This is a genomic window from Agarivorans sp. 1_MG-2023 (assembly GCF_030548385.1).
Taxonomy (GTDB): domain Bacteria; phylum Pseudomonadota; class Gammaproteobacteria; order Enterobacterales; family Celerinatantimonadaceae; genus Agarivorans.
Genome location: NZ_JAUOSJ010000001.1, coordinates 403,162 through 423,819 on the forward strand (window position 1 = coordinate 403,162; position 20,658 = coordinate 423,819).

The 20,658-nt window shown below is 43.3% G+C and carries 11 protein-coding genes; 9 read left to right on the forward strand and 2 right to left on the reverse strand.

What is annotated here, in order from left to right:
- Positions 1-2 precede the first annotated feature (2 nt).
- Positions 3-9,719, reverse strand: a complete 9,717-nt coding sequence (locus tag Q4592_RS01555) for a hypothetical protein (protein ID WP_303508892.1) — start codon at positions 9,717-9,719, stop codon at positions 3-5.
- Positions 9,720-10,327: 608 nt separating this feature from the next.
- Here Q4592_RS01555 and nifH point away from each other — a divergent pair.
- From nifH to cowN, 7 genes are all read left to right on the forward strand, one after another.
- Positions 10,328-11,206, forward strand: coding sequence for a nitrogenase iron protein (gene nifH, locus Q4592_RS01560; RefSeq protein WP_137673268.1), 879 nt, complete (start codon positions 10,328-10,330; stop codon positions 11,204-11,206).
- A gap of 42 nt (positions 11,207-11,248) precedes the next feature.
- Positions 11,249-12,694: a nitrogenase molybdenum-iron protein alpha chain gene (gene nifD / locus Q4592_RS01565; RefSeq protein ID WP_303508897.1), complete on the forward strand. Its 1,446-nt coding sequence runs from the start codon at positions 11,249-11,251 to the stop codon at positions 12,692-12,694.
- Positions 12,695-12,785: 91 nt separating this feature from the next.
- Entirely contained in the window at positions 12,786-14,357 is a 1,572-nt protein-coding gene (gene nifK / locus Q4592_RS01570) for a nitrogenase molybdenum-iron protein subunit beta (protein WP_303508899.1), read from the forward strand.
- A 54-nt stretch (positions 14,358-14,411) separates the two neighbouring features.
- On the forward strand, positions 14,412-14,624 hold the full coding sequence (nifT, locus tag Q4592_RS01575; protein WP_303508901.1) for a putative nitrogen fixation protein NifT: 213 nt from the start codon (positions 14,412-14,414) through the stop codon (positions 14,622-14,624).
- A 43-nt stretch (positions 14,625-14,667) separates the two neighbouring features.
- Entirely contained in the window at positions 14,668-15,342 is a 675-nt protein-coding gene (locus tag Q4592_RS01580; RefSeq protein WP_303508902.1) for a NifB/NifX family molybdenum-iron cluster-binding protein, read from the forward strand.
- A complete protein-coding gene (locus Q4592_RS01585; protein ID WP_303508905.1) occupies positions 15,330-15,773 on the forward strand; it encodes a hypothetical protein in 444 nt (147 codons plus the stop codon). The genes Q4592_RS01580 and Q4592_RS01585 overlap by 13 nt, the downstream gene beginning before the upstream one ends.
- 80 nt (positions 15,774-15,853) lie before the next feature.
- Positions 15,854-16,138, forward strand: a complete 285-nt coding sequence (gene cowN / locus Q4592_RS01590; RefSeq protein WP_137673262.1) for a N(2)-fixation sustaining protein CowN — start codon at positions 15,854-15,856, stop codon at positions 16,136-16,138.
- A gap of 78 nt (positions 16,139-16,216) precedes the next feature.
- On the opposite strand, the gene Q4592_RS01595 is transcribed toward cowN, so the two are convergent.
- Positions 16,217-17,422: a multidrug effflux MFS transporter gene (locus Q4592_RS01595; protein ID WP_303508908.1), complete on the reverse strand. Its 1,206-nt coding sequence runs from the start codon at positions 17,420-17,422 to the stop codon at positions 16,217-16,219.
- A 98-nt stretch (positions 17,423-17,520) separates the two neighbouring features.
- Here Q4592_RS01595 and Q4592_RS01600 point away from each other — a divergent pair, with 98 nt between their 5' ends.
- Entirely contained in the window at positions 17,521-18,006 is a 486-nt protein-coding gene (locus Q4592_RS01600; RefSeq protein WP_303508910.1) for a MarR family winged helix-turn-helix transcriptional regulator, read from the forward strand.
- A 538-nt stretch (positions 18,007-18,544) separates the two neighbouring features.
- Complete coding sequence (locus Q4592_RS01605; RefSeq protein ID WP_303508913.1) at positions 18,545-20,566, forward strand: RICIN domain-containing protein; 2,022 nt, start codon at positions 18,545-18,547, stop codon at positions 20,564-20,566.
- The last annotated feature ends 92 nt before the right edge of the window (positions 20,567-20,658 follow it).

The window sequence follows — 20,658 nt, forward strand, 5'->3', positions numbered from 1 at the left end:
CCTTAGCTTATAATGAGATTTTGGTCGTCTATCATTTTTTGTAATAAGTCAGATTGGTCGGCCACGCTAGCATCGTCCTTGTATAAGTCATCTAAACTTACGCCCGATAAATGAATACTTTGCGTAACGTTACTGGCGTCTGGTTTTATTGTCATAAGTGCCGAACCGGAAAGCTCGCTTAATTCAATGTAGGCTTCTGCACTTGTTCCATTGGTTATACCTAATCCGTTTAAGATACTGCTTAAGTCAATCGCGTCAGCGTTTTCGGCCGCGTTAAAGTCAGTTATCGTATCAACGCTTGGATCTACAATCGTGCCTTGGTCTTCGCTCCTAAATGCAAATACATCGTTGTTTAAGCCACCAGTAAGGAGATCATTTCCAGAGCCGCCGACAATCAAATCTTGCTGTATTCCACCTTCAAGGGTACTGTCGCCCACAGCAACTAATGAAATATCTAACTCTTGACTAATGCCTTCTGCTTTATCGCTATCTATCTTGGCAAAGCTATCTATCGTTAAGGTAAAATCGGTGGCGAGATTGTGTCCACCAGTAATGGCTAAATCAGCCACCTCATTAGAGTTAAAAACCAACTCACCATTCACTGCTGTTTGCCCCGAAATTTCGAGCCCATCAGGAATCCCTGAAAGGGTTAATTTACCCACTTCGTTAGCAGCAGGGTTGGTTAGTTCCATACTGAGGCCTAATGGGATATCGCCGCTTTGTTCAGCAATAATGTGGCTAAATTTCAGGTTAACTACTGGCGGATCGGGTAGGGGCGAAATGTTAATCGTGAGGTTTTCTGTGGCCAGATCCCCAAAATCACTTTGTTGTGTACCTAATACAAAGGCACTGTCTTTAGTTTCGGAGTACAAGCTAACATCGAGTAGTCCGAAGGCATCACCAGCATAGAGCTCGATGCTGGAAACGCTGGAGGCACTAATCAGCAGTGAGGCAATGTATCCTGAACCATTATTAACAAACCGAGCTTCTTGACCATTAATAGAAATACGATCTAAACCAATCAGTGCACTAGGGTCAGAGCTATTGTTTATTTGAACACCCACTAAAATTTGCTCATTGCTATTGCTTTCAAAACTACTGATATTAACGGGGATGGTAATGGCGTCGTTTTCTAATCCTGTGATGTTATCGGGGACATCGAAAAACTGGCTATCATCGCCAATTGGCATCACCCCAACAACAAAGTCTTGAGTACTGGCTTTAAAGTCATTGGTGCCTGTTTCTACGCTTATAGCTTCAAACACTAAGGGAATGTCGCCGCTAAAATCGAGCGGAGGACTTAAATAAACCTCAGATAGCTGGCTGATATCCACGCCCCAAGCTTGGGTGGGATTACCATTAAAACTACCGCCGTCGGCACCATCATTCTCAAGTAGTTGATAGTTACTGCCATCGAAATAACTTAATACTGCGCCCTCAGGTACTCCTCTGATACTGAGCGAAAAGGTTTCCGATCCGTCTTGGTCTACAGCATTTGCTAATAAGCCCTCAATTTTTATATAGCTATCTTCATTGCCGCTGCTGTTTAGAGCGTCGAGTAGCACGAAGTCAGTAACGGGCTGTACATCTAATACTACGCTGGTTGTTTTAGTTTGATTATCTACTAAGCCATCAGCTTGGTCAGTAATGTTAGCTGAGACGTCGATAGTGAGTTGACCACTAAAATTATTTGGTGGCCTAAACTCAATCTCGTTTAATTTGCTTGGGTCTAAGACTGTCCAGGTATCATTGCCATTGTCTACTATAATCGAAGAGTCACCTATGAACTGGCTGTTTGCCGGTACAGTTAAGAGTAAACTGTTTATCGTCTCGATACCTTCACCAGCGATATTGGAATCGCCAAGAACAAACGCCATGTTTAAGTTTGTTGTGGTGTCTTCTTGAATGGTGCTGCTAGAAACCGTTAGCCCAATATCGTCAACTACAGGCTGCACTTCAATATTTATGAACTGCTGTTCGCTAATACTGTCACCTGTGCAGGTATCGGTAACAATTACCTTAACTGGGATCTGTAACTGGCCAGCATAATCTTCGTTTAACCCCACAATGGTCATGGTTTCTATTGCAGTAGCTGAAATCGTATATCCAGTTATTTGGCCCAGCGCGTTGTACTCTGGGTAAATTTCTCCGCCTTCTAACTCTACATTTTCAGGTAGATCATCCACCGAAATATAGAACGAGATAACATCACTTGGATCATTGGCTATATCCCCATCAAGGTGGCCAGCCACACTAATATCTTCTCCCTCTATCGCGTCAACAGTGGATGTAGACAGTTCACCGGGCTCTGAAGGCGTGCAAGGGATGCCTCCGCCGCCGGAATGCCCAGTAACTTGGACCAGCAAAGGCGCCGAGATGAACCGAGCATCTTCGCCGTCTATTACTCTTGCTTTTACAATAATGGTGGTTTCATCGGTATCTAAAGCACTAAACAGCGTTGCACCTGCGAGTATATCTGCAGCTGTTTCTACTATAGCGTCACTGGTTAAACCATTGGCGGGAATGATCCAGTTGTTGTTGGCCCCCATAGTGGCACCATTGGGGTGGTGTACTTCAAAGAACGCCCCGTCTGGGATCACAATCTCTATGTAGTCTAGATACTCTGAACCATCGATATCCTCTTCAATGAACAATACGCTGCCATCAAGCGAGATGGCGCTGCCGTCTATGCTAGTAAGTGGCTCTGTTGTGGCACTTAAACGTGTATTTAGCTCAACTCTGGCGGCAACGTTCACTTGCAAATCGGCATTAATAGTTTTTATATCAGTGCTGCCGTTTGGTGCGGTATCGGTGACTTGGTAGGTGATGGGTATGGTAAAATTTCCACTAAGATCGGTATCTGCTTGAATAACCAATTTTCCACTGGCTAAAAACTCTTCCCAGCTAGTGGTATTAAGGTCAAACAAAGTAGACAAATCTAAGCCACCCGCGCTTACGTCTATCGACACGCCCTCGTAAAACAAATTTATGCCAGTAGGCAAGCTTACAATGGTGTAGCCAGTTACAGACTCACTGCCATCACTATCAGCGCCTAATGCGGGTAATAAATTTAGAGAGGCTTCGCGGTCTTCTACTGCTTGGGATGTTAGGTTATTCCCGTCGTTTTCATCGACTATCGGTGACACTTCAATATTAACGGTATAGTTGAAATCGCCACTGTCTCCATCGGGTTCTGTAGAGATAGCGATGATGTCGAAAGACAACTCGCCACTAAAATCATCGGTAGTTTTTATATAAAGCTGAGACAAAATGTCGTTGCTTATTTGATAGACCCCTCCAGTTACTGGGTCTTTCGTGACCGGCGCTAGGGGATAGGGAGCGCCCATGTTATCAACTAAAGTAATTCCACTGGGTAGATTAGTAATCAGCAGGTTAATGCTCTCAGAGGCGTCGTTATCACTGGTACTAAATTCAAAATCCAAGGGGATTAATTGATCTTCGTTTACACTCACTTGATTGCTAATGATGTTGTTGGCTTGGTCTACTGCCCAATTGCCAGCACCAGAGTCGGCAACTAGAGGCTCATCTACAACACCCTTAAGCTCAATGGTGACTGTTTGAGCAGGTGTTTCTATTGAGACAGGGCTTGGTATTAAACCATCAATGGTTGATTCAGTCGCAATTGCCGAAACACTGATGGTCAATGTTTCGCTAACCGAACTGATGTCTTGTTTAGGAATGAGAGTTATTAAACCTGCATCAACCTCATTAGCATCAACTAGGTAGGTATTTGGGCCATCGAGCGCACTTGAACCACCTACAACCTGCCAGCCAGGGTCCACCACTATTTTATAGCTGAGTGTTTCAGACCCATCAGTATCGGTAAGTTGCGCGGCGATAACCTCACTCACATCAATGGCATGATCTTCTAAGCCTTTAATATCTCTTACCGACAAGCTGGGTAGGTCTGCTTCAGGTTGTACATTTACAGTGATGGATTGGCTAGTTTGTGCCGTTTGGTCACTTGGACTCGCGAATACGTTGCCAGACTCAGTTGCGACGGCAATGAGTGTAAATACAAATTGTCCCGCCAGGTTGTTGTCTGCTTTAACAGTCACTTGGTCTAATTGCGCTTGTGTGTAGCTTTTACCTTCTTTAATGGCATTGCCGTTTAGACTTAAGTGTAAACCGTTAGGTAAATCGGCAAATTGATAGCTTAATGATTCAGAGCCATCTACTTGATCAACCAAGTTTGCGGTAATGTCTAAAGTTTGCACAGAACCATCATCTTCCACCATGTTGTAGATGGTTTGTGAAGCACCGTCCCAAACCGGAGTATCCGCTACCGGCAAAACAGATACCGCAATGTCAGCATTAATGGTTCTGTTTCCAGTAGCCGTATCGATAGTGGCGCTCACTAGAATATCTACTGCACTGGTGGTGTCTGACTCATTTTCTGCTGGCTGGTAGGTTAAAATCCCATTCGGTTTGGCGTTACCATCAACAATCTCTAAATCAGTGATGGTAAATACACCGCCACTGGCAATGAGTTGGACGTTGCCTAACCATAAGCTTCCGCCATTTAGTGAAGCTTCGTCGATGAGTATGTTAGTGACAGTTTCGTTTTGATCAGTATCACCAGGTCTAACCTCAATAGACAGAGTAACCTCATTGTCTTCGGTGGTTTGCACGTCTTCGGTTCTAATCACCCCAGGAGAATCTCCCAAATTCAAAGTGGCGCTACTGGTGACTTGGTCACCATCAAAATCTTCGACTACATAGGTAATGGAATCGACTAACGCAGGGTCCTCGGTTACATCACTCTCAGTCGTGAGTTCTAACTGGCCGTTAGCATGAATAGTCAGCTCGCCATAAACCTCAGTTAATAGATTTGGATTATATAATAGGACTGTTTCTGAACCGTTGGCAGGTATGTTGTAATCAGTGCCCATGTAATTGAAGCTGATGAGCGTTGCGCCATCAGCGCCACTGACAGTTTCATTGAGTAACTGAGTGGTAAAGTTTTCTCCCTCCACTAAATCTAAGGACCTAGTTTCGCTTTGCGGTACATCGTCGGTTACTGCCACTGCTATATTAACTGGCGAGCTAGTATCGCCATCGGCGTCAATGGCGGTCACGCTAAAATCTAAAGAAAGTAGATTATCATCAAGCCCATCTGGGTGGTCGAGGGGGGCTAAAAGCACAAACTCGGTACTGCCATCTAGGTTGATTCTAATTTGAAATATATCTTCCGCTAAGCCATTACTGGCTATGTACCAACCATCACTATTGGCTGCTGTTAAGCTTATGGGGCTACCGCTAGATTCAAGCCCTAGGGCGTTAAATGCCGCGGTGTCTATTCGCAACTCAGCAATATCATCACTGCCTTGTTTTATGCTTATTACTGGGTCAACACTAGACACTCCATTAGGGTGATTACCACCTGCTAAATCGGCTTCTTCTACTTCTATTTGGCCTACAGCGCTAATGCTCGGATCTCTACCATCAAAAATAGTTACTAACGATGTGGCCGTTTGCGAAGTGCCATCGGAATCACTGGCTTTTATTGGAAGAGCAATAGTTAAGCTTTGTTCTTGGGAGGTGGGTAAGTGATCGACTTGGCTATAGAGATTGATTGTTAAGTCTACATCGGCAGCACTGTCAGCAGCTATGTTTATGTCTTCAGGTAAGCTCACTGTGAATACAACTTCGTTAGTGCTTAGTATGGCGTCATAACTGCCATCTGCGTTGTCGCGCCAAGTAAGTGCTTGGCCATTCTGACTTAAAGGATTGTTATTGGAATCTAAAACTGGGTCGCCATTGGTTATATCTAGCGCCAGTTGATCGATAGGATCTTGATTAGAGACTAATGATACTGAGCTAGTGGCAGTGCTAAATACGTCAACAGGAGTGCTTGGATCTCGCGGCGACTCACTTAGTTGCATATCCATTACCGCGATAGAAATATCGCTACTATCGTTTATCGTAATGTCTAAATTTACGCTTTGTGAATCATTGTCTGTATCACGCACGTTTAGTGTTATTGGAAACTGAGAGCCATTGTTTTGGTCTATGCCTTTAAATAAGGTGAACTCATAATCAAGTGTTTCGCTTGTTTCACCGTTAAAAGTGTCAAGAATACTAATGGTAAATACGGGGTCGTTTATGTCGTTGGTATATGCAGTTAACGTGTTGCCGAAGGGAGAAACAGCATAAGATAAAGGCTCGCCACCGCTACTAAGGGCTGGTTGTTGCTCATCAAAAGCGACTGCAGCAATAGCATCACTACCCACAACCAAATCAACACTACCTGTGGCGCTAACTTCACCCGCAATTAAATCGGCTTCATTAAGCATCACTGCTTGGTTATTGTTAAGCTGAGGATCATTACCGTCTGAGAGCCCCCACTCAACAATACCTGGTGCATTGTCACTACCGTCTAAGTCGCTAGACAATATAGTGAGCTTTAGAAAGGTTAAGTCGCTGCTGTTTAACTGGTTAATGCTATTAAACATGGTTAAGGTGGTTGTTCCAATAAGCTCATCACCATTTGCAAGGCTGGTCAGACTCAAAGTAAATACCAAGCCAATAAAAGGCACTTCTGCGCTAATGGTTTTACCGTCGTCACTTAAGGAGTAATCAAGGGATGTTAAATGCGTGCTGCTGGTTAGAAATAGCGATTGTAAGTCTACTAGCGTGGCTTCGCTGAAGGCGAGGCTTTCTGGGTCTGGATTATCGCTCCCAGGTTTTATCGTAAAGGTTTCAGTAAAGCTGTTAGGTGAGTTATCTAAATTACCTTCGGTGCTAACAGCCAAATCATCAACAAAATGACCGGCGGCACCATCACTAATTACTATGTTGTTAAAAGCGTTGCCTGTATCACCTGAGCTATCGGTGACTTGATACTCAAACCGTAACTCTTGATCTTGCTGGTGGTTTAAATTTCGGTTGGCATTAAAAAACCAGTATCCGCTGTTATCAACAAATAAACGCCCTTGGTCAGTATCAAAGACAGCAGGAATTGTCCCCACGTCTTTAGTCACTCCGTCAACGGTGACTTGAGTGACGTTTAAGTCACCGTCTAGGCTAAAGTCATTATCAGTTACATTACCAAAAACCGATTCACCTTCAATAACCTGAGCAAAGTCGTTATGCACTTGAGGAACGGAGTCTTTAAGCGCAATCACTAAGGGGGTAAGTACGGTTTCGCTGGTTCCATCAGAATCATACTGAGTGGCTGAAATGATCGGTGTTAAAAATGATTCATCAGTATTTAAGTCGTTGTCTAGGGCGCGGTAAACTAAGGTCTGAATAGAGTTATTTGCCAGAACAGTAAACTTAAATACCAGTTCGTTGGTATCAACAGTGCGCGCTTCTAGGGTTTTATTGTCTGCCGAGACAATTAAGGCAACCGCGCTGCCTTCTGATTCAACACCTGCCAGTTCAGGCTGGTTCTCTGCAAAACTAATCGCTTGCGCATCGTAAATGTTTACGTTGGAGTTGGTTACCAATACGCCCGTTTGGTATAGGTCTGTTTCGAGTAAAATATGAGGGTCAGGTTCGTTTAACAAAGGTAATGCATCTTGTGCGTTATTGCCTGCCACATCATTTACTGAGGTGTTGAGTGTCCAAGGTTCTAGCTTTTGTAAGCTACTGGTATCTATGTTGTTGGTCACCCAATTACCATTGTTATCTACGCTGGCTAGTGCTTCAATGCTTAGGGTTCCGTCGCTTATTTGAATACTCACTAGCTGGCCTTGTTCAACGCCGGTGGTGGTTCCTTGTAGGCTAGTGAGAGTGCCAGCTTTAAATTGTGCAACGTTAAAGCCATCTAAGGTATCGATATCAATGGTAGGAATACCAGTATCTAAGGTGATTACGCTGGTGGCTGTTGTTGGGTTACCTGCTACATCGGTGGTGTGTACGGTTAAGTTCAATTGGCCATCGGCTAAACTGGCCAAGTTTTCGGTGGTTTGCCATTGATTGTTTAATGATTGCACTTCAAAACTAAGGCTTCCCCCGAGTGAGTCAGTAACACTAATGAACACGGTTTGACCATCTTCTACGTCAATTAAGCATCCTTCTAATAAGGTTGAGCCTACTTCAGATTGATTGATGGCATTGTCTCCATTGCCTTCAAATCGTGCGCTTATGGTCGCTTGAGTGTCTTTAACAATGCTTGAATTGGCGTTGGTAATATTACCTGCAATGTCTGTGGTTGAAGCTTCTAGCGTGAGTTGGCCATCAAGCAAGCTTGATAAGTCTGTGCTTGCTAGTTCCCAGGCACCATTAATGACCTGAGTTTCTAGCGTTAACTGATCACCATTACTATCGGTAACCACGACTGTGACTACCTGTCCTTCCTCAACATTGTTTAACTCACCAAACAAACGGGTAGAGGGTGCTTCTGCTGCGTTTATATAGTTGTCACCCTGGCCATCAACATTTGCATTTATTTCCGCTAGGGTGTCTTTAACAATACTTGAGTTTGCAGTAGCAATGTTACCGGCAATATCTAGTGTATTAGCGGTAATGCTTAGTGTCCCTTCGGCCAGTGAACTTAAATCTACATTGTTGATTTGCCAGCTATTGTTGCTAACGGTGGTTTCAAAGTTAAGCTGTCTGCCATTGCCATCATTTACGCTGACGCTAATGCTTTGACCGTTCTCAATATTCGCTACGTCACCAAATAGCTTTGTGGTGGTAATTTCCACAGCGTTTATGTAGTTGTCGCCTAAGCCATCAATGTGGGCTTCTATACTCGCTTGGGTATCTTTTGTAATTGTAGATGTTGCTGTTGCTGGATTACCTGCAATATCTATAGCATTTGCGGTAATGCTTAGCTCACCATCTTGTAGACCAGATAAATCGTTATTGGCAATTTGCCATTGGTTGTTAGCTACCGCCGTAGTGAAATTAAGCTGGTTACCAGCAAGGTCGGTAATTTGCACAAATACGGTTTGTCCGTTTTCTATGCCAACTATGTCACCATGCAAAGGGGTGGAGGATTGCTCATACTGGTTAACATAAAGATCTCCTTGGCCATCTATTTCAGCTTCTATAGTGGCCACTACATCTTTAATTGTTGAATCGCTAGCCTCTACAAATTGACCAAAGTAATCCGTTACGCTGGCGTTTACATCTATCTTACCCTCACTCAACAGCTGAATATCTAAGCCTTGGTATTGATAGCTGTTGTTGTCGACCACTGCATTTACGGTAATGGTTTGTCCGCTAGCGTCAGTAAGGGTGATAACCACCACACGGCCATCTTCAACATCAATGGTGTTTCCTTGTATTACTACCGAGGGCACTTCAAATTGGTTTTCGTAGCCATCACCACCGTCAATAATATTTACTGTTATAACGGCATCGTTACTCAAGGGGGGGATAGCATCGGCCTGAGCCCCTTGGTTTTCAGTGGCGCTAATACTTAAATCACTATTCTGGGTAGTAAAACCCGCTTCTGGAAGTGTCTCATCTAAGGTTGGTTGCACCCTAACCACAAATGAAGCGCCTTGACTAGATGGGTTGGTACTATTGTTAGTGGTGTTTGGAGAATAGAGGGGAGGAGCTGCGGTCTCGCTATCTTCAGCAGTTGTTTCCAATAGCGGATTTTTAGCTAACTCATTAATGACGTTTTTTACTAACGGAACACTGGTGTCGACTATTTCAGAAGGCGTTACTTTCACCCACTGACCATCGGCCATCACTTTCCAAATTTGTCCTTGTATATCTACGTAGACAACTGGCTTCATCCTTTAGCCCTTACTGTAAACAATATCTGTCTAACATAATGTTTAGCACAAAATTTTTACTAATGAGTAATTAGTAAACTATTTACTTAAGAAAGTCGCTATATACTGCGGTTTAGCCGAAAACCAGGCAGCAACAAACACTCTTTAAAGGGGCTGTATAGGCGTTTAAAAGGCGGATATTTGCTCAAATCTCCTAAAAGCATTATTTAGTCGCTTTGAATTTATATAGATTTCATTCTTACTATTTTTATTAATTTTTAGTCATTTCCTTGTTTGCACCATTTAATCCGGCTTGATGAGCTACTAAGAATTATTCCTTAATAGACATTAAGTGCTGCTAATTGCTTGTGTTAATAGGTCATAAAATTAGTTTTAGCTCATGTGCTACACCATCTAAATTACCGAACCATCCCTCCAATACGCTAGTCACCTTTGCTACAAACGCGACATTTGCTCGAGCGATTGTCAGCTAGTTCAATTGTTTAAATACACTCGAAAACACATTAAATTCATATATTACAGTGCTTTATATTTTTTCTGAAGGCTTGGAACAGTATTCGCAATAGCTACTACGGGAACCGTTAATCAAGCTAATAGGAAGAAATATTATGGCTATTCGTCAATGTGCAATTTACGGAAAAGGCGGTATTGGTAAATCTACCACTACTCAAAACTTGGTTGGAGCTTTAGCGGAAGCGGGCAAAAAAGTAATGATTATTGGTTGTGATCCTAAGGCGGATTCAACGCGCTTAATCTTACATGCAAAAGCGCAAAACACCATCATGGAAATGGCTGCAGAAGCTGGCTCAGTGGAAGACATCGAATTAGAAGATGTACTTAAAGTGGGCTATGGCGGTGTTCGCTGTGTTGAGTCTGGTGGCCCAGAGCCAGGTGTTGGTTGTGCTGGTCGTGGTGTTATTACTGCCATTAACTTCTTAGAAGAAGAGGGCGCATACGAAGAAGACTTAGACTTTGTATTTTACGATGTACTTGGTGACGTTGTGTGTGGTGGTTTTGCCATGCCTATTCGCGAAAACAAAGCGCAAGAAATCTACATTGTTGTATCTGGTGAAATGATGGCGATGTACGCCGCTAACAACATTTCAAAAGGTATTTGTAAGTATGCTGCTACGGGTAGTGTGCGTTTAGCAGGTCTTATATGTAACTCGCGTAAATGTGACCGAGAAGATGAGCTTATTGAAGCACTAGCCGCCAAAATCGGTACCCAAATGATCCACTTCGTACCACGTGACAACGTAGTACAACAAGCTGAAATCCGTCGTATGACGGTAATTGAATATAACCCTAAGTGTAACCAAGCCAACGAATACCGCACGTTAGCCAACAAAATCATTGAAAACCAACTGTTTGTTGTTCCTACACCAGTAACGATGGACGAGCTTGAAGAACTATTGATGGAATTCGGCATCATGGATGAAGAAGACGAATCAATCATTGGTCAAACAGCTGAAGAAGCAACGGCTTAATCACTCATCTTAGTGAATATAACAATGCTATAGGAGGCAGCAATGTCAGATAAAAAAGCAGAGACTCAAGCGCTGATCGATGAAGTGCTAGAAGTCTATCCAGAGAAAGCCAAAGCCGATCGCAAAAAGCACTTAGGTGCTAATGACGGCGAAGCCGGCAGCTGTATTACCGCTAACCGTAAATCATTGCCCGGTGTAATGACCGCGCGTGGTTGTGCTTACGCAGGCTCTAAAGGGGTGGTGTGGGGACCAATTAAAGATATGGTACATATCTCTCATGGTCCAGTTGGCTGTGGTCAATACTCACGCGCTGGGCGTCGTAACTATTACACCGGTTACACGGGTGTGAATAGCTTTGGCACCATGAACTTCACTTCTGATTTCCAAGAGCGTGACATCGTGTTTGGTGGCGATAAAAAGCTAGCGACCATGGTTGACGAAGTAGAAATGCTATTTCCGCTGGCTAAAGGTTTGTCGATTCAATCTGAATGTCCAGTTGGCCTTATCGGTGACGATATTGAAGCTGTGGCTAAAACCAAGGGCGCAGAAATTGGCAAAACCATTGTGCCAGTGCGTTGTGAGGGTTTCCGTGGGGTGAGTCAATCACTGGGCCACCACATTGCTAACGATACCTTACGTGATTACGTATTGGATAAATCGGAAGGCAAAGAAGTCGCAACTACTGATTACGACGTCGCCATTATAGGTGACTACAACATCGGCGGTGATGCTTGGTCGTCACGTATTTTACTTGATGAAATTGGCCTACGTGTTGTTGCCCAATGGTCGGGTGATGGTACTTTGCCTGAGCTTGAAAACACTCCTTCAGTAAAACTAAACCTAGTGCACTGCTACCGTTCAATGAACTACATCTGTCGTCACATGGAAGAGAAATATGGTGTGCCATGGATGGAGTACAACTTGTTCGGCCCAACCAAGTGTGAAGAGTCGCTACGCGCTATTGCTGCCAAGTTTGATGAAAAAATTCAAGCCAAAGCGGAAGAAGTGATTGCTGGCTACAAAGCACAATGGCAAGCGGTTATCGACAAGTACCGCCCACGCTTAGAAGGCAAAAAAGTAATGTTATACGTAGGTGGTTTACGCCCGCGTCACGTTATTGGAGCCTACGAAGACTTAGGCATGGAGATTGTGGGAGCCGGTTATGAGTTTGGCCATAACGACGACTACAGCAAAACCGTACCAGAAGTGAAAGATGCCACGCTTATTTATGATGACGTGACTGGTTACGAGCTAGAAGCCTTTGCTGAAAAGCTTAAACCTGACTTGATTGGTGCTGGAGTTAAAGAGAAGTACATCTTCCAAAAGATGGGCATTCCTTTCCGTCAAATGCACAGCTGGGATTACTCAGGTCCTTACCACGGCTTTGATGGCTTTGCGATTTTTGCCCGCGATATGGATATGACCTTAAACAACCCATGTTGGGACAAACTAACACCACCATGGAAAAGTGCCAAAGCTGCGGCTTAAGTGCTAGGCAAGATCAGGATGAGTGCACTAGCGCTTTACACATTAACTCAATTCGTAGTTCACAGATGAGTGGCGCGAAAGGAGAGAGAAAATGAGTCAACAAGTAGACGATATCAAACCTGGCTACCCCTTGTTCGAACAGCCAGAATATAAAGACATGATGGCGCGCAAGCGTAGCGATCATGAAGAGGGGGCAAGCGACGAAAAGGTGAAAGAGGTGTTTGAGTGGACCACCACTCAAGAATATCAAGATCTAAACTTTTCGCGTAAAACCCTAACCGTGGACCCAGCCAAGGCCTGCCAACCTTTAGGCTCTGTGTTATGTGCTTTAGGTTTTGAGAAAACATTGCCTTATGTGCATGGTTCTCAAGGTTGTGTGGCTTACTTCCGCACGTATTTTAACCGCCATTTTAAAGAACCTGTTGCATGTGTGTCTGATTCTATGACCGAAGATGCAGCAGTGTTTGGTGGCCAGAAAAACATGTTTGACGGCTTGCAAAACTCTTTGGCGTTGTACAAGCCTGAAGTGATTGCTGTATCCACAACCTGTATGGCCGAAGTGATTGGTGATGACTTAAATGCTTTTATTGGTAACGCCAAAAAAGAAGGCTACATACCTGAAGAACTACCCACTCCGTTTGCGCATACACCTAGCTTTGTTGGCAGTCATGTCACAGGATGGGACGGCATGTTTGAGGGTTTTGCTAAGTATTTCACGGCAAAAAGCATGGACGATAAGAAAGTCGGCAGTAACGGTAAAATTAACTTGGTACCGGGTTTTGAAACCTACTTGGGTAACTACCGCGTTATTCACAAAATGATGCAGCAAATGGGTGTTGATTACAGTTTGTTGTCTGATCCATCAGAAGTATTAGATACCCCAGCCGATGGAGAATATCGGATGTATGCGGGTGGCACACCACTATCCGAGCTAGAAGATGCGCCTAACGCTATAACCACTTTACTGTTACAACCTGATCAGCTGGTTAAAACTAAAAAGTTTGTTGAAGGGACTTGGAAACATGAAGTGCCAGCCACCAACATCCCAATGGGCTTAGATTGGACAGACGAGCTATTGATCAAAATATCTGAGCTTACTGGCAAAGAAATTCCGGAATCATTAGCCACCGAGCGTGGCCGTTTAGTCGACATGATGACTGATTCCCATACCTGGTTACACGGTGTGAGCTTCTCTATCTATGGCGATCCTGATTACTTGATGGGCTTAACCAAGTTCCTACAAGAACTAGGCTGTGAAGTTAAACACATTTTGTGTAACAACGCGGCCAAGCGCTGGCGCAAGAAGATGGAAGCTCTGATTGCGCAATCGCCATCTACTGCCAATGCTGAGATCCACGTTGGTAAAGACTTGTGGCATTTCCGTTCATTGATGTTCACCAACAAACCAGACTTTATGATTGGTAACTCTTACGGCAAGTTTATTCAGCGCGACACCAAAGCAAAAGGTGAAGAGTTTGAAGTGCCGTTAATTCGCTTAGGCTTTCCGATTTTCGATCGCCACCATTTACACCGCAACACAACATTAGGTTACGAAGGCGGTATGTACATGTTGACGACCTTAGTCAACGAGGTGCTGGCCAAGCTAGATCTTGATACCAGTGAAATGGGTAAAACAGATTATGGCTTTGACCTAGTCCGTTAAGCTCCACTACCAAGCCTGGCTGGGAGTTATTCCCAGCCAGCTTAAGGAACAGCAATGCCTAATTTAATCATAAGTCGCGAATCGTCTGGAGCGCTACAAGCTTATATTGCTAAAAAGGACCTAGAGCTTCCCATTAACTCATTGCAGTTTGATCATGATGATCAGTGGGGTGGGGAGATAGAGCTAGGCGACGGCAGTAAATTCTATATCGAACCGGTTAGTCCAGCGCCAAGCTTGCCCAAAACGTTTAGAGCTAGGCGAGCTTAGTATGAGCTAGTGAGGTAAGACCCCATAAATCAAGGAAGCAGTTATGAAACAGCCAATGAGTGATAAGCTGGCCTTGCGGCTGGCAATGGCATCTAAAGCGGTGCCGGAAATAGGCTTAAAACAGTTTATTAGTTTGCTGGTAAAGCAATGTAGCGAACCGCTAACCGAAAAGAAACTGCGAACGTTAAGCCCAAAAGTATTACGTGGTGTACTGGAAGATTCTCGATTAACCATAGAGCGTGGCCAAGTAAATCAAGTACACGCAATATTAACCTCTGATCAAATAAGCCAAATGCAGGCACCCAGCGTGCCTGCGGCAAAAGAGCTAGCAGGGCCAGTGGTGCAACTGGCTGTTAGCTCCAATAATTTAGAACAAATAGATGGTCATTTTGGTTCTTGTTTACGTTTTTTGGTCTATCAAATTAACGCAAGCGGTTATCAGTTAGTCGATGTACGCCCGGTAGCGGAAAACCTCAGTGGCGATGCGCGTACCTCTTATCTCATTGAGTTAATAAAAGATTGCCAATTGTTAGCGACGTTGTCGATAGGTGGACCGGCTGCAGCCAGAGTCAGCCGCGCTGATATCTTGCCGTTAAAACAACTCACGCCACAACCCAGCCAAGATATCCTTCAGCGCTTACAAAACGTAATGGATACCCCTCCACGTTGGTTAGCGCGACTATTAGAAAAGCAGGAGGTGGATTTATGTCTACCTTAGAACCCGATGTACCGCATGCGACTAAGCAATGTAATTGTAAAGGCGATGGTAAGCTTCACCGGCCCCAGCAAGCGGGGACTTGCCAATGTGGGAATGACAATCCATCAACTGCCAAACTAAAACATAATCGTTGCGGCTGTAGCGATAAAGCCCAACAAGCGGATGAAGCTCTGAGTCAAAGTTTGATTGATACCTTTATTGCCAAATTAGCTAACCAACACGATTACCAGCAGCAACTTGCTTGCTTTAAAAAGCATCATCCGAGTATACGAATTATTGAATGCAGTGAAGACGATATGGCAGAACGTGAACCGTTTATCAGTGCCAGCTATTTTGATCTGTTCTTAATGGCGAACGGAACGAGTTGTGCGCGATTGACTAATAGTGTGGATCTAGCCATAGGCCTCGTTGTCGCCCTACATGAAGAGTAATAAGGACACACTTTCAATTTAATTTACTAAAGCTGCCTAGTAATAACTGCTAGGCAGCTTTTTAGTGAGGTGGCTTAACCATGAACAATACACGTACCGACCGTTATGTTTCATTTTGCAACATTCGTTGTGATGAAAATGCAGATCGTTTAATCACCCTTTTAGACCAGCATTTAGCGGCTGAGCATGGCGGTAAGCTTTGGCAAGACTACTTTAAAGGTAAAAGGGCAGAACAACTAAAAATGAAGCGTGACAACCTTAACTTTATTGGTAACCAAACGAATCCTTTATATGAGTATTTTGCGCTTTGCGATGATAAGCAGGCCAGCGAGTTACTCTATACCATTGAACAAGAATGCTGTTAGCTTAGGCGTTATTACAAACTTGTAGAGAAAGCCAAATACAGCAAGGTATTTGGCTTTGTGGAGATTCGCCGGACCAGATTAGCCGACTCCATGTTTTAATTGATGGTGTAAGTAATGGGCATTTAAGGCATTAGCTTTTAAGGTCGACAGCAAGGCAATTAGCGCTGAACCTGAGATGATGAGAACCATCGGCCACAAGCTATTTGTCGAAAGCACTGCTGCGATAGCGCTGATAGCAGCGCCGGCAAAAAACTGCGTTGCGCCTAGAACGGCTTGCGCTGTCCCAGCCCCTTTAGCAAAATGTTTTAAGAAACAGGCATTAGCGTTAGACATGGTTCCGCCAGTAGCAGCCATTACAATGATAAAACCACTTGCGGCAAACCAAAGATTTGTAGGCGCAATTGTTAGCGCGCTAATTAATACCACACCACCAAACAACTGTAGGGCTAAAGAGATCACCAGCATATGCTCAGGTTCTGTATGGTTAAGCCTATAAGAGTTATAGCGGTTAACCATCACCACTCCTACTACGTTTGCAATAAACAGTAGTGAGAAGAGCTCTTCTGAAATACCAAATTTTATGATGTAAGCAAAGGGGGCATTGGTGATAAACGTCATCAAAACGCCATAGGCAAAAGCTTGCGCAACTAAGTAACCCAAAGCCTGTTTGTTTTTTAATACATCCAAAAAGCCTATCGAACTCGCATGAGGTGCAGCACTTCTATCTTGTTTGGGCATTACAAATATTCCCCATATCGCCACTACACAAGCAAATATGCCAGAGCTTATAAAAATCCAATGCCAGTTAGAGATTTGTAGAATCAAGGTACCAATTGAAGGAGCGATAGAAGGAGCAATCATCATGATCAGCATGACCAATGAGAACAGCTTTGCAGCTTCTTTACCTTCAGCGTTGTCCCGTATAACAGCCGGCACTCCTACCACAGCAACGCCACCGCCAATCGACTGAAGTATTCGCCATAACCAGAATAGTTCCAGGCTGTTAGCTAATGCCAAAAATACGCTGCATAGTGCAAAAATCAATAATCCCGCTACCATCACTGGTTTCCGCCCGTATTTATCGGATAAGGGCCCACCAATAAGCTGGCCTAAGGCCATACCAAAAACGTAAATGCTGACAGTTATCGCCACTAACGAGGTATTTACGTCAAAATCGTTAGCAATAATTGGAATAGCGGGCAAATAACTATCAATGGCGTAGGGCGTCATCGCAAATACCGATGCCAGCAATAAAATCAGTTTTTTAGAAATCTTGTGTTGCATAATTTTCTCGTATTTATCTTTCTAGAAAGATACTATCTGGAAATTACCTTTCCAGCAAGATATATTGTTAATATTGCTTAGCGTTTAGAGAATTCAAATTGAAGCACCAAGAAAGTATCGACAGTATTTTGTGTTCAACCCAATTAAACTGGCCAGAAGCCTACGAGACCATGTCCCCGGCTATATTACGTATGGTTCGCGTTCATCATGGCTTTAATCAAACCCTGGAGAGTGCAATAGGGCAATATCAGTTGCAGGTGGCAGACTTTGGCATTTTGGTTACTCTCCGCCGTTATCCCGCTCCTTATTGTCTGTCGCCAACCACCTTGTACTCAGCGATGTTATTTAGTTCTGGTGGCTTAACTAAAGTGTTAAACAGAGTCACCCAAGCGGGGTTAATCGAGCGCGTAGATAACCCTGAAGATAAACGTAGCAAGCTAGTACAATTGACCACTGCTGGTAAAACCTTGATTGACAAAGTAGTTATAGAGTTACACCTGCAACAACAACGTCGTATGGCAGTGTTAACTAGCGACGAGCAGGCACAACTAAATCATTTACTCAGTAAATTGGGTGGCCGTTAAGCCGTTTAATTCACTGTCAAACCCGAAGCTCTTTTTAACTACGCTTTGTACCAGTTCCTCTGGTTATGTTGAGTAATGCCAATGCCGATACAAAGCCAATAGCCAACCATTTGCGAGGGAAACCTCTACTATTTTAGCTTTAAGACTACGAGCTAGAAACGTTTAGCGAAGCCTATTTCTTGTAAATCCTTACTTTTACCTTATTAATTAAAAATAAATTTAAAAATATTTTTATTAATTGATTTTGTAATACCTATTGGTTATTTTAATTCTAAAATTTATTTACTTGCTTATGAAAATGTTTACTTTGTGATCTGTTCATTGTGAATACTATAATTATTCATTATGTAGTATTTTTAGTTTTCCGCGTTTTGTTGTTTTTAATATGTTTTCAGTTGTTCTACAGGGTGTTCTTGAAATAATTTATTCTTGTTATTTAGTTTCTCGTATGAATTAATAATTGGTTTAATCGACTCCATTGTTGGCCAGTATTGTTTTCAATACTTTAATGGATTAACTAATATAAAATGGGAACAACATGATTTTTAGAAACAAGATATCTCTGGGTGTCACCATGGCGTTTGTTATGTCAGCCCCCTTGTCGGCAGCTACGGTTAGCGACGCAGAATACCGTAATGTTGAGGTTCGCCATAGCGGTAAATGTATCGATTTGTCTGCTGGTAACACAGCTAACTTTGCCCCTTTTGCTCAATGGACTTGTGGTGAAAATAATGCCAACCAACGATTAGCTTTTGTTAACCAAGGTAATGGTTTTTACAGCATAAAAACTAAGGCCAGTAGTAAGTGCTTAGAAGTTAAAAATGGTGATGTAAGTAATGGCGCTGATATTCAACAGTTAGATTGCCAAGTAAACGATGAAAAACAATATTGGTCGTTGCTAGACATGAATAATGGCTGGTTTAAATTAAAAAACCAACAAACAGAAAAATGTTTAGACGTAGCAGGTGCCTATACTGAAAACGGTGATGAATTTCATCAGTGGGCATGTTTAGCCGATCATCCTAATCAAGAATTTCGATTTATTTATGATGTAGACAATGGCGACAACGCTAATCCTGACGACCTTGTTGGCACTATAAATATCGAAGCCGAAGACTTTGTAAGTCAGGGTGGCACTTTTGACGATAACCAGCAAACACCGGTCAGTAAATATACCGTCGCTGGGCAAGGTGCTATTAACTACATAAACAGCGGTGATTTTGTCGATTACGACGTTAGTGTAGACAAAGCCGGTATGTACTTAGTGAGTTTTAATGTTGCTACCGCCATCACCGAAAACTCAAGCATTGAGTTACTGGTAATGGAAGACGGAGCATGGCGTTCTTATGTTCAAGCTCAAGTACCAGCCAACGGTTGGGATAACTTTTCACCACTTACTGCTAATACTGAAGTAGCGTTACCAGCGGGTGTTCAACAAGTGCGTATTCACGCACTTGGTACAAATGATTGGCAATGGAACTTAGAATCTTTCAAATTGATTTGGCAGGGTGAATTAACTGGGCCCACAGAGCCTCCATTGTTAGATGACGACGGTGACGGCGTTCTAAATGCTAACGATTTATGCCCGAATACGGGGCTAAATGAAGCCGTAGACCAAAATGGATGTTCACCATCACAGTTAGATGACGATAACGACGGTGTGAATAACGCCATCGATCTTTGTCCAAATACGCCACCTGGAGCCACGGTAGATAGCAGCGGTTGCGAAGTTTCTTCACCAAACGTCATCGACGTAAATACAGCCGATGCTAGCTTACCTAGTTTTGTGTCTTTTAATAACACAACTCCACAAGGTAAACGTTGGGAAAAAGTAGATAACTTATCTGATGAATTTGAATTTTGGAATGGTGCTAAGTGGTTAAAAACCAATTGGAACTATGGAAATACACCAGTCAACATGCTGAACAAGAATTCAGGTGTGGCCGACGGTAACCTGTGGATCCAAGCAACCTTAAATGCCGACAGCCCTAACCAGTGGTTTGAATCATCTAGAGTACGCTCGGTAGCTAAAATCAAGTTCCCGATGTATACCGAAAGCCGGATAAAAGTGGCTAACATTTCGGCCTACTCAACATTCTGGTTAAACAATGGTGACATTAACAATCGCGATGAGATTGATATCATCGAAATCAACCCTGTTCCTACCTGTAACTGCCAGCCAGACTTTCCTTGGAAAATGAACTCGCAATACTTTATTGCTAAAAACGGCTCAACAGAACGTAACCATGGTAACTCTGATAACCGTACCGATCTATCGGATCAAAATACTTTGCAAGGTGTTTTGTGGACCGAGGATTATCATGTATTTGGTGCATGGTGGAAAGATGAGCATACCGTACAGTTTTACCTAAACGGTGAACCAGTAAACAAGGTAACCACCCAGCAGCCATTCACGCTTGAGCAATTCATTATTTGGGATTTGTGGAGCCAGGATTCAAGTTGGGTAGGGGGTCTTCCTCAAAAAGATGACCTATTAAACAACGACAATAACATTATGAAAGTTGACTGGATCCGTACCTGGAAATTAGTCAACGAGTAATCCTTTGGCTTAAACAACATTCATAGTTTTAAAGGGCTTACCTTCACGGGTAAGCCCTTTTTTGTTGGTGATTAAGGTGTACGAGATACCGA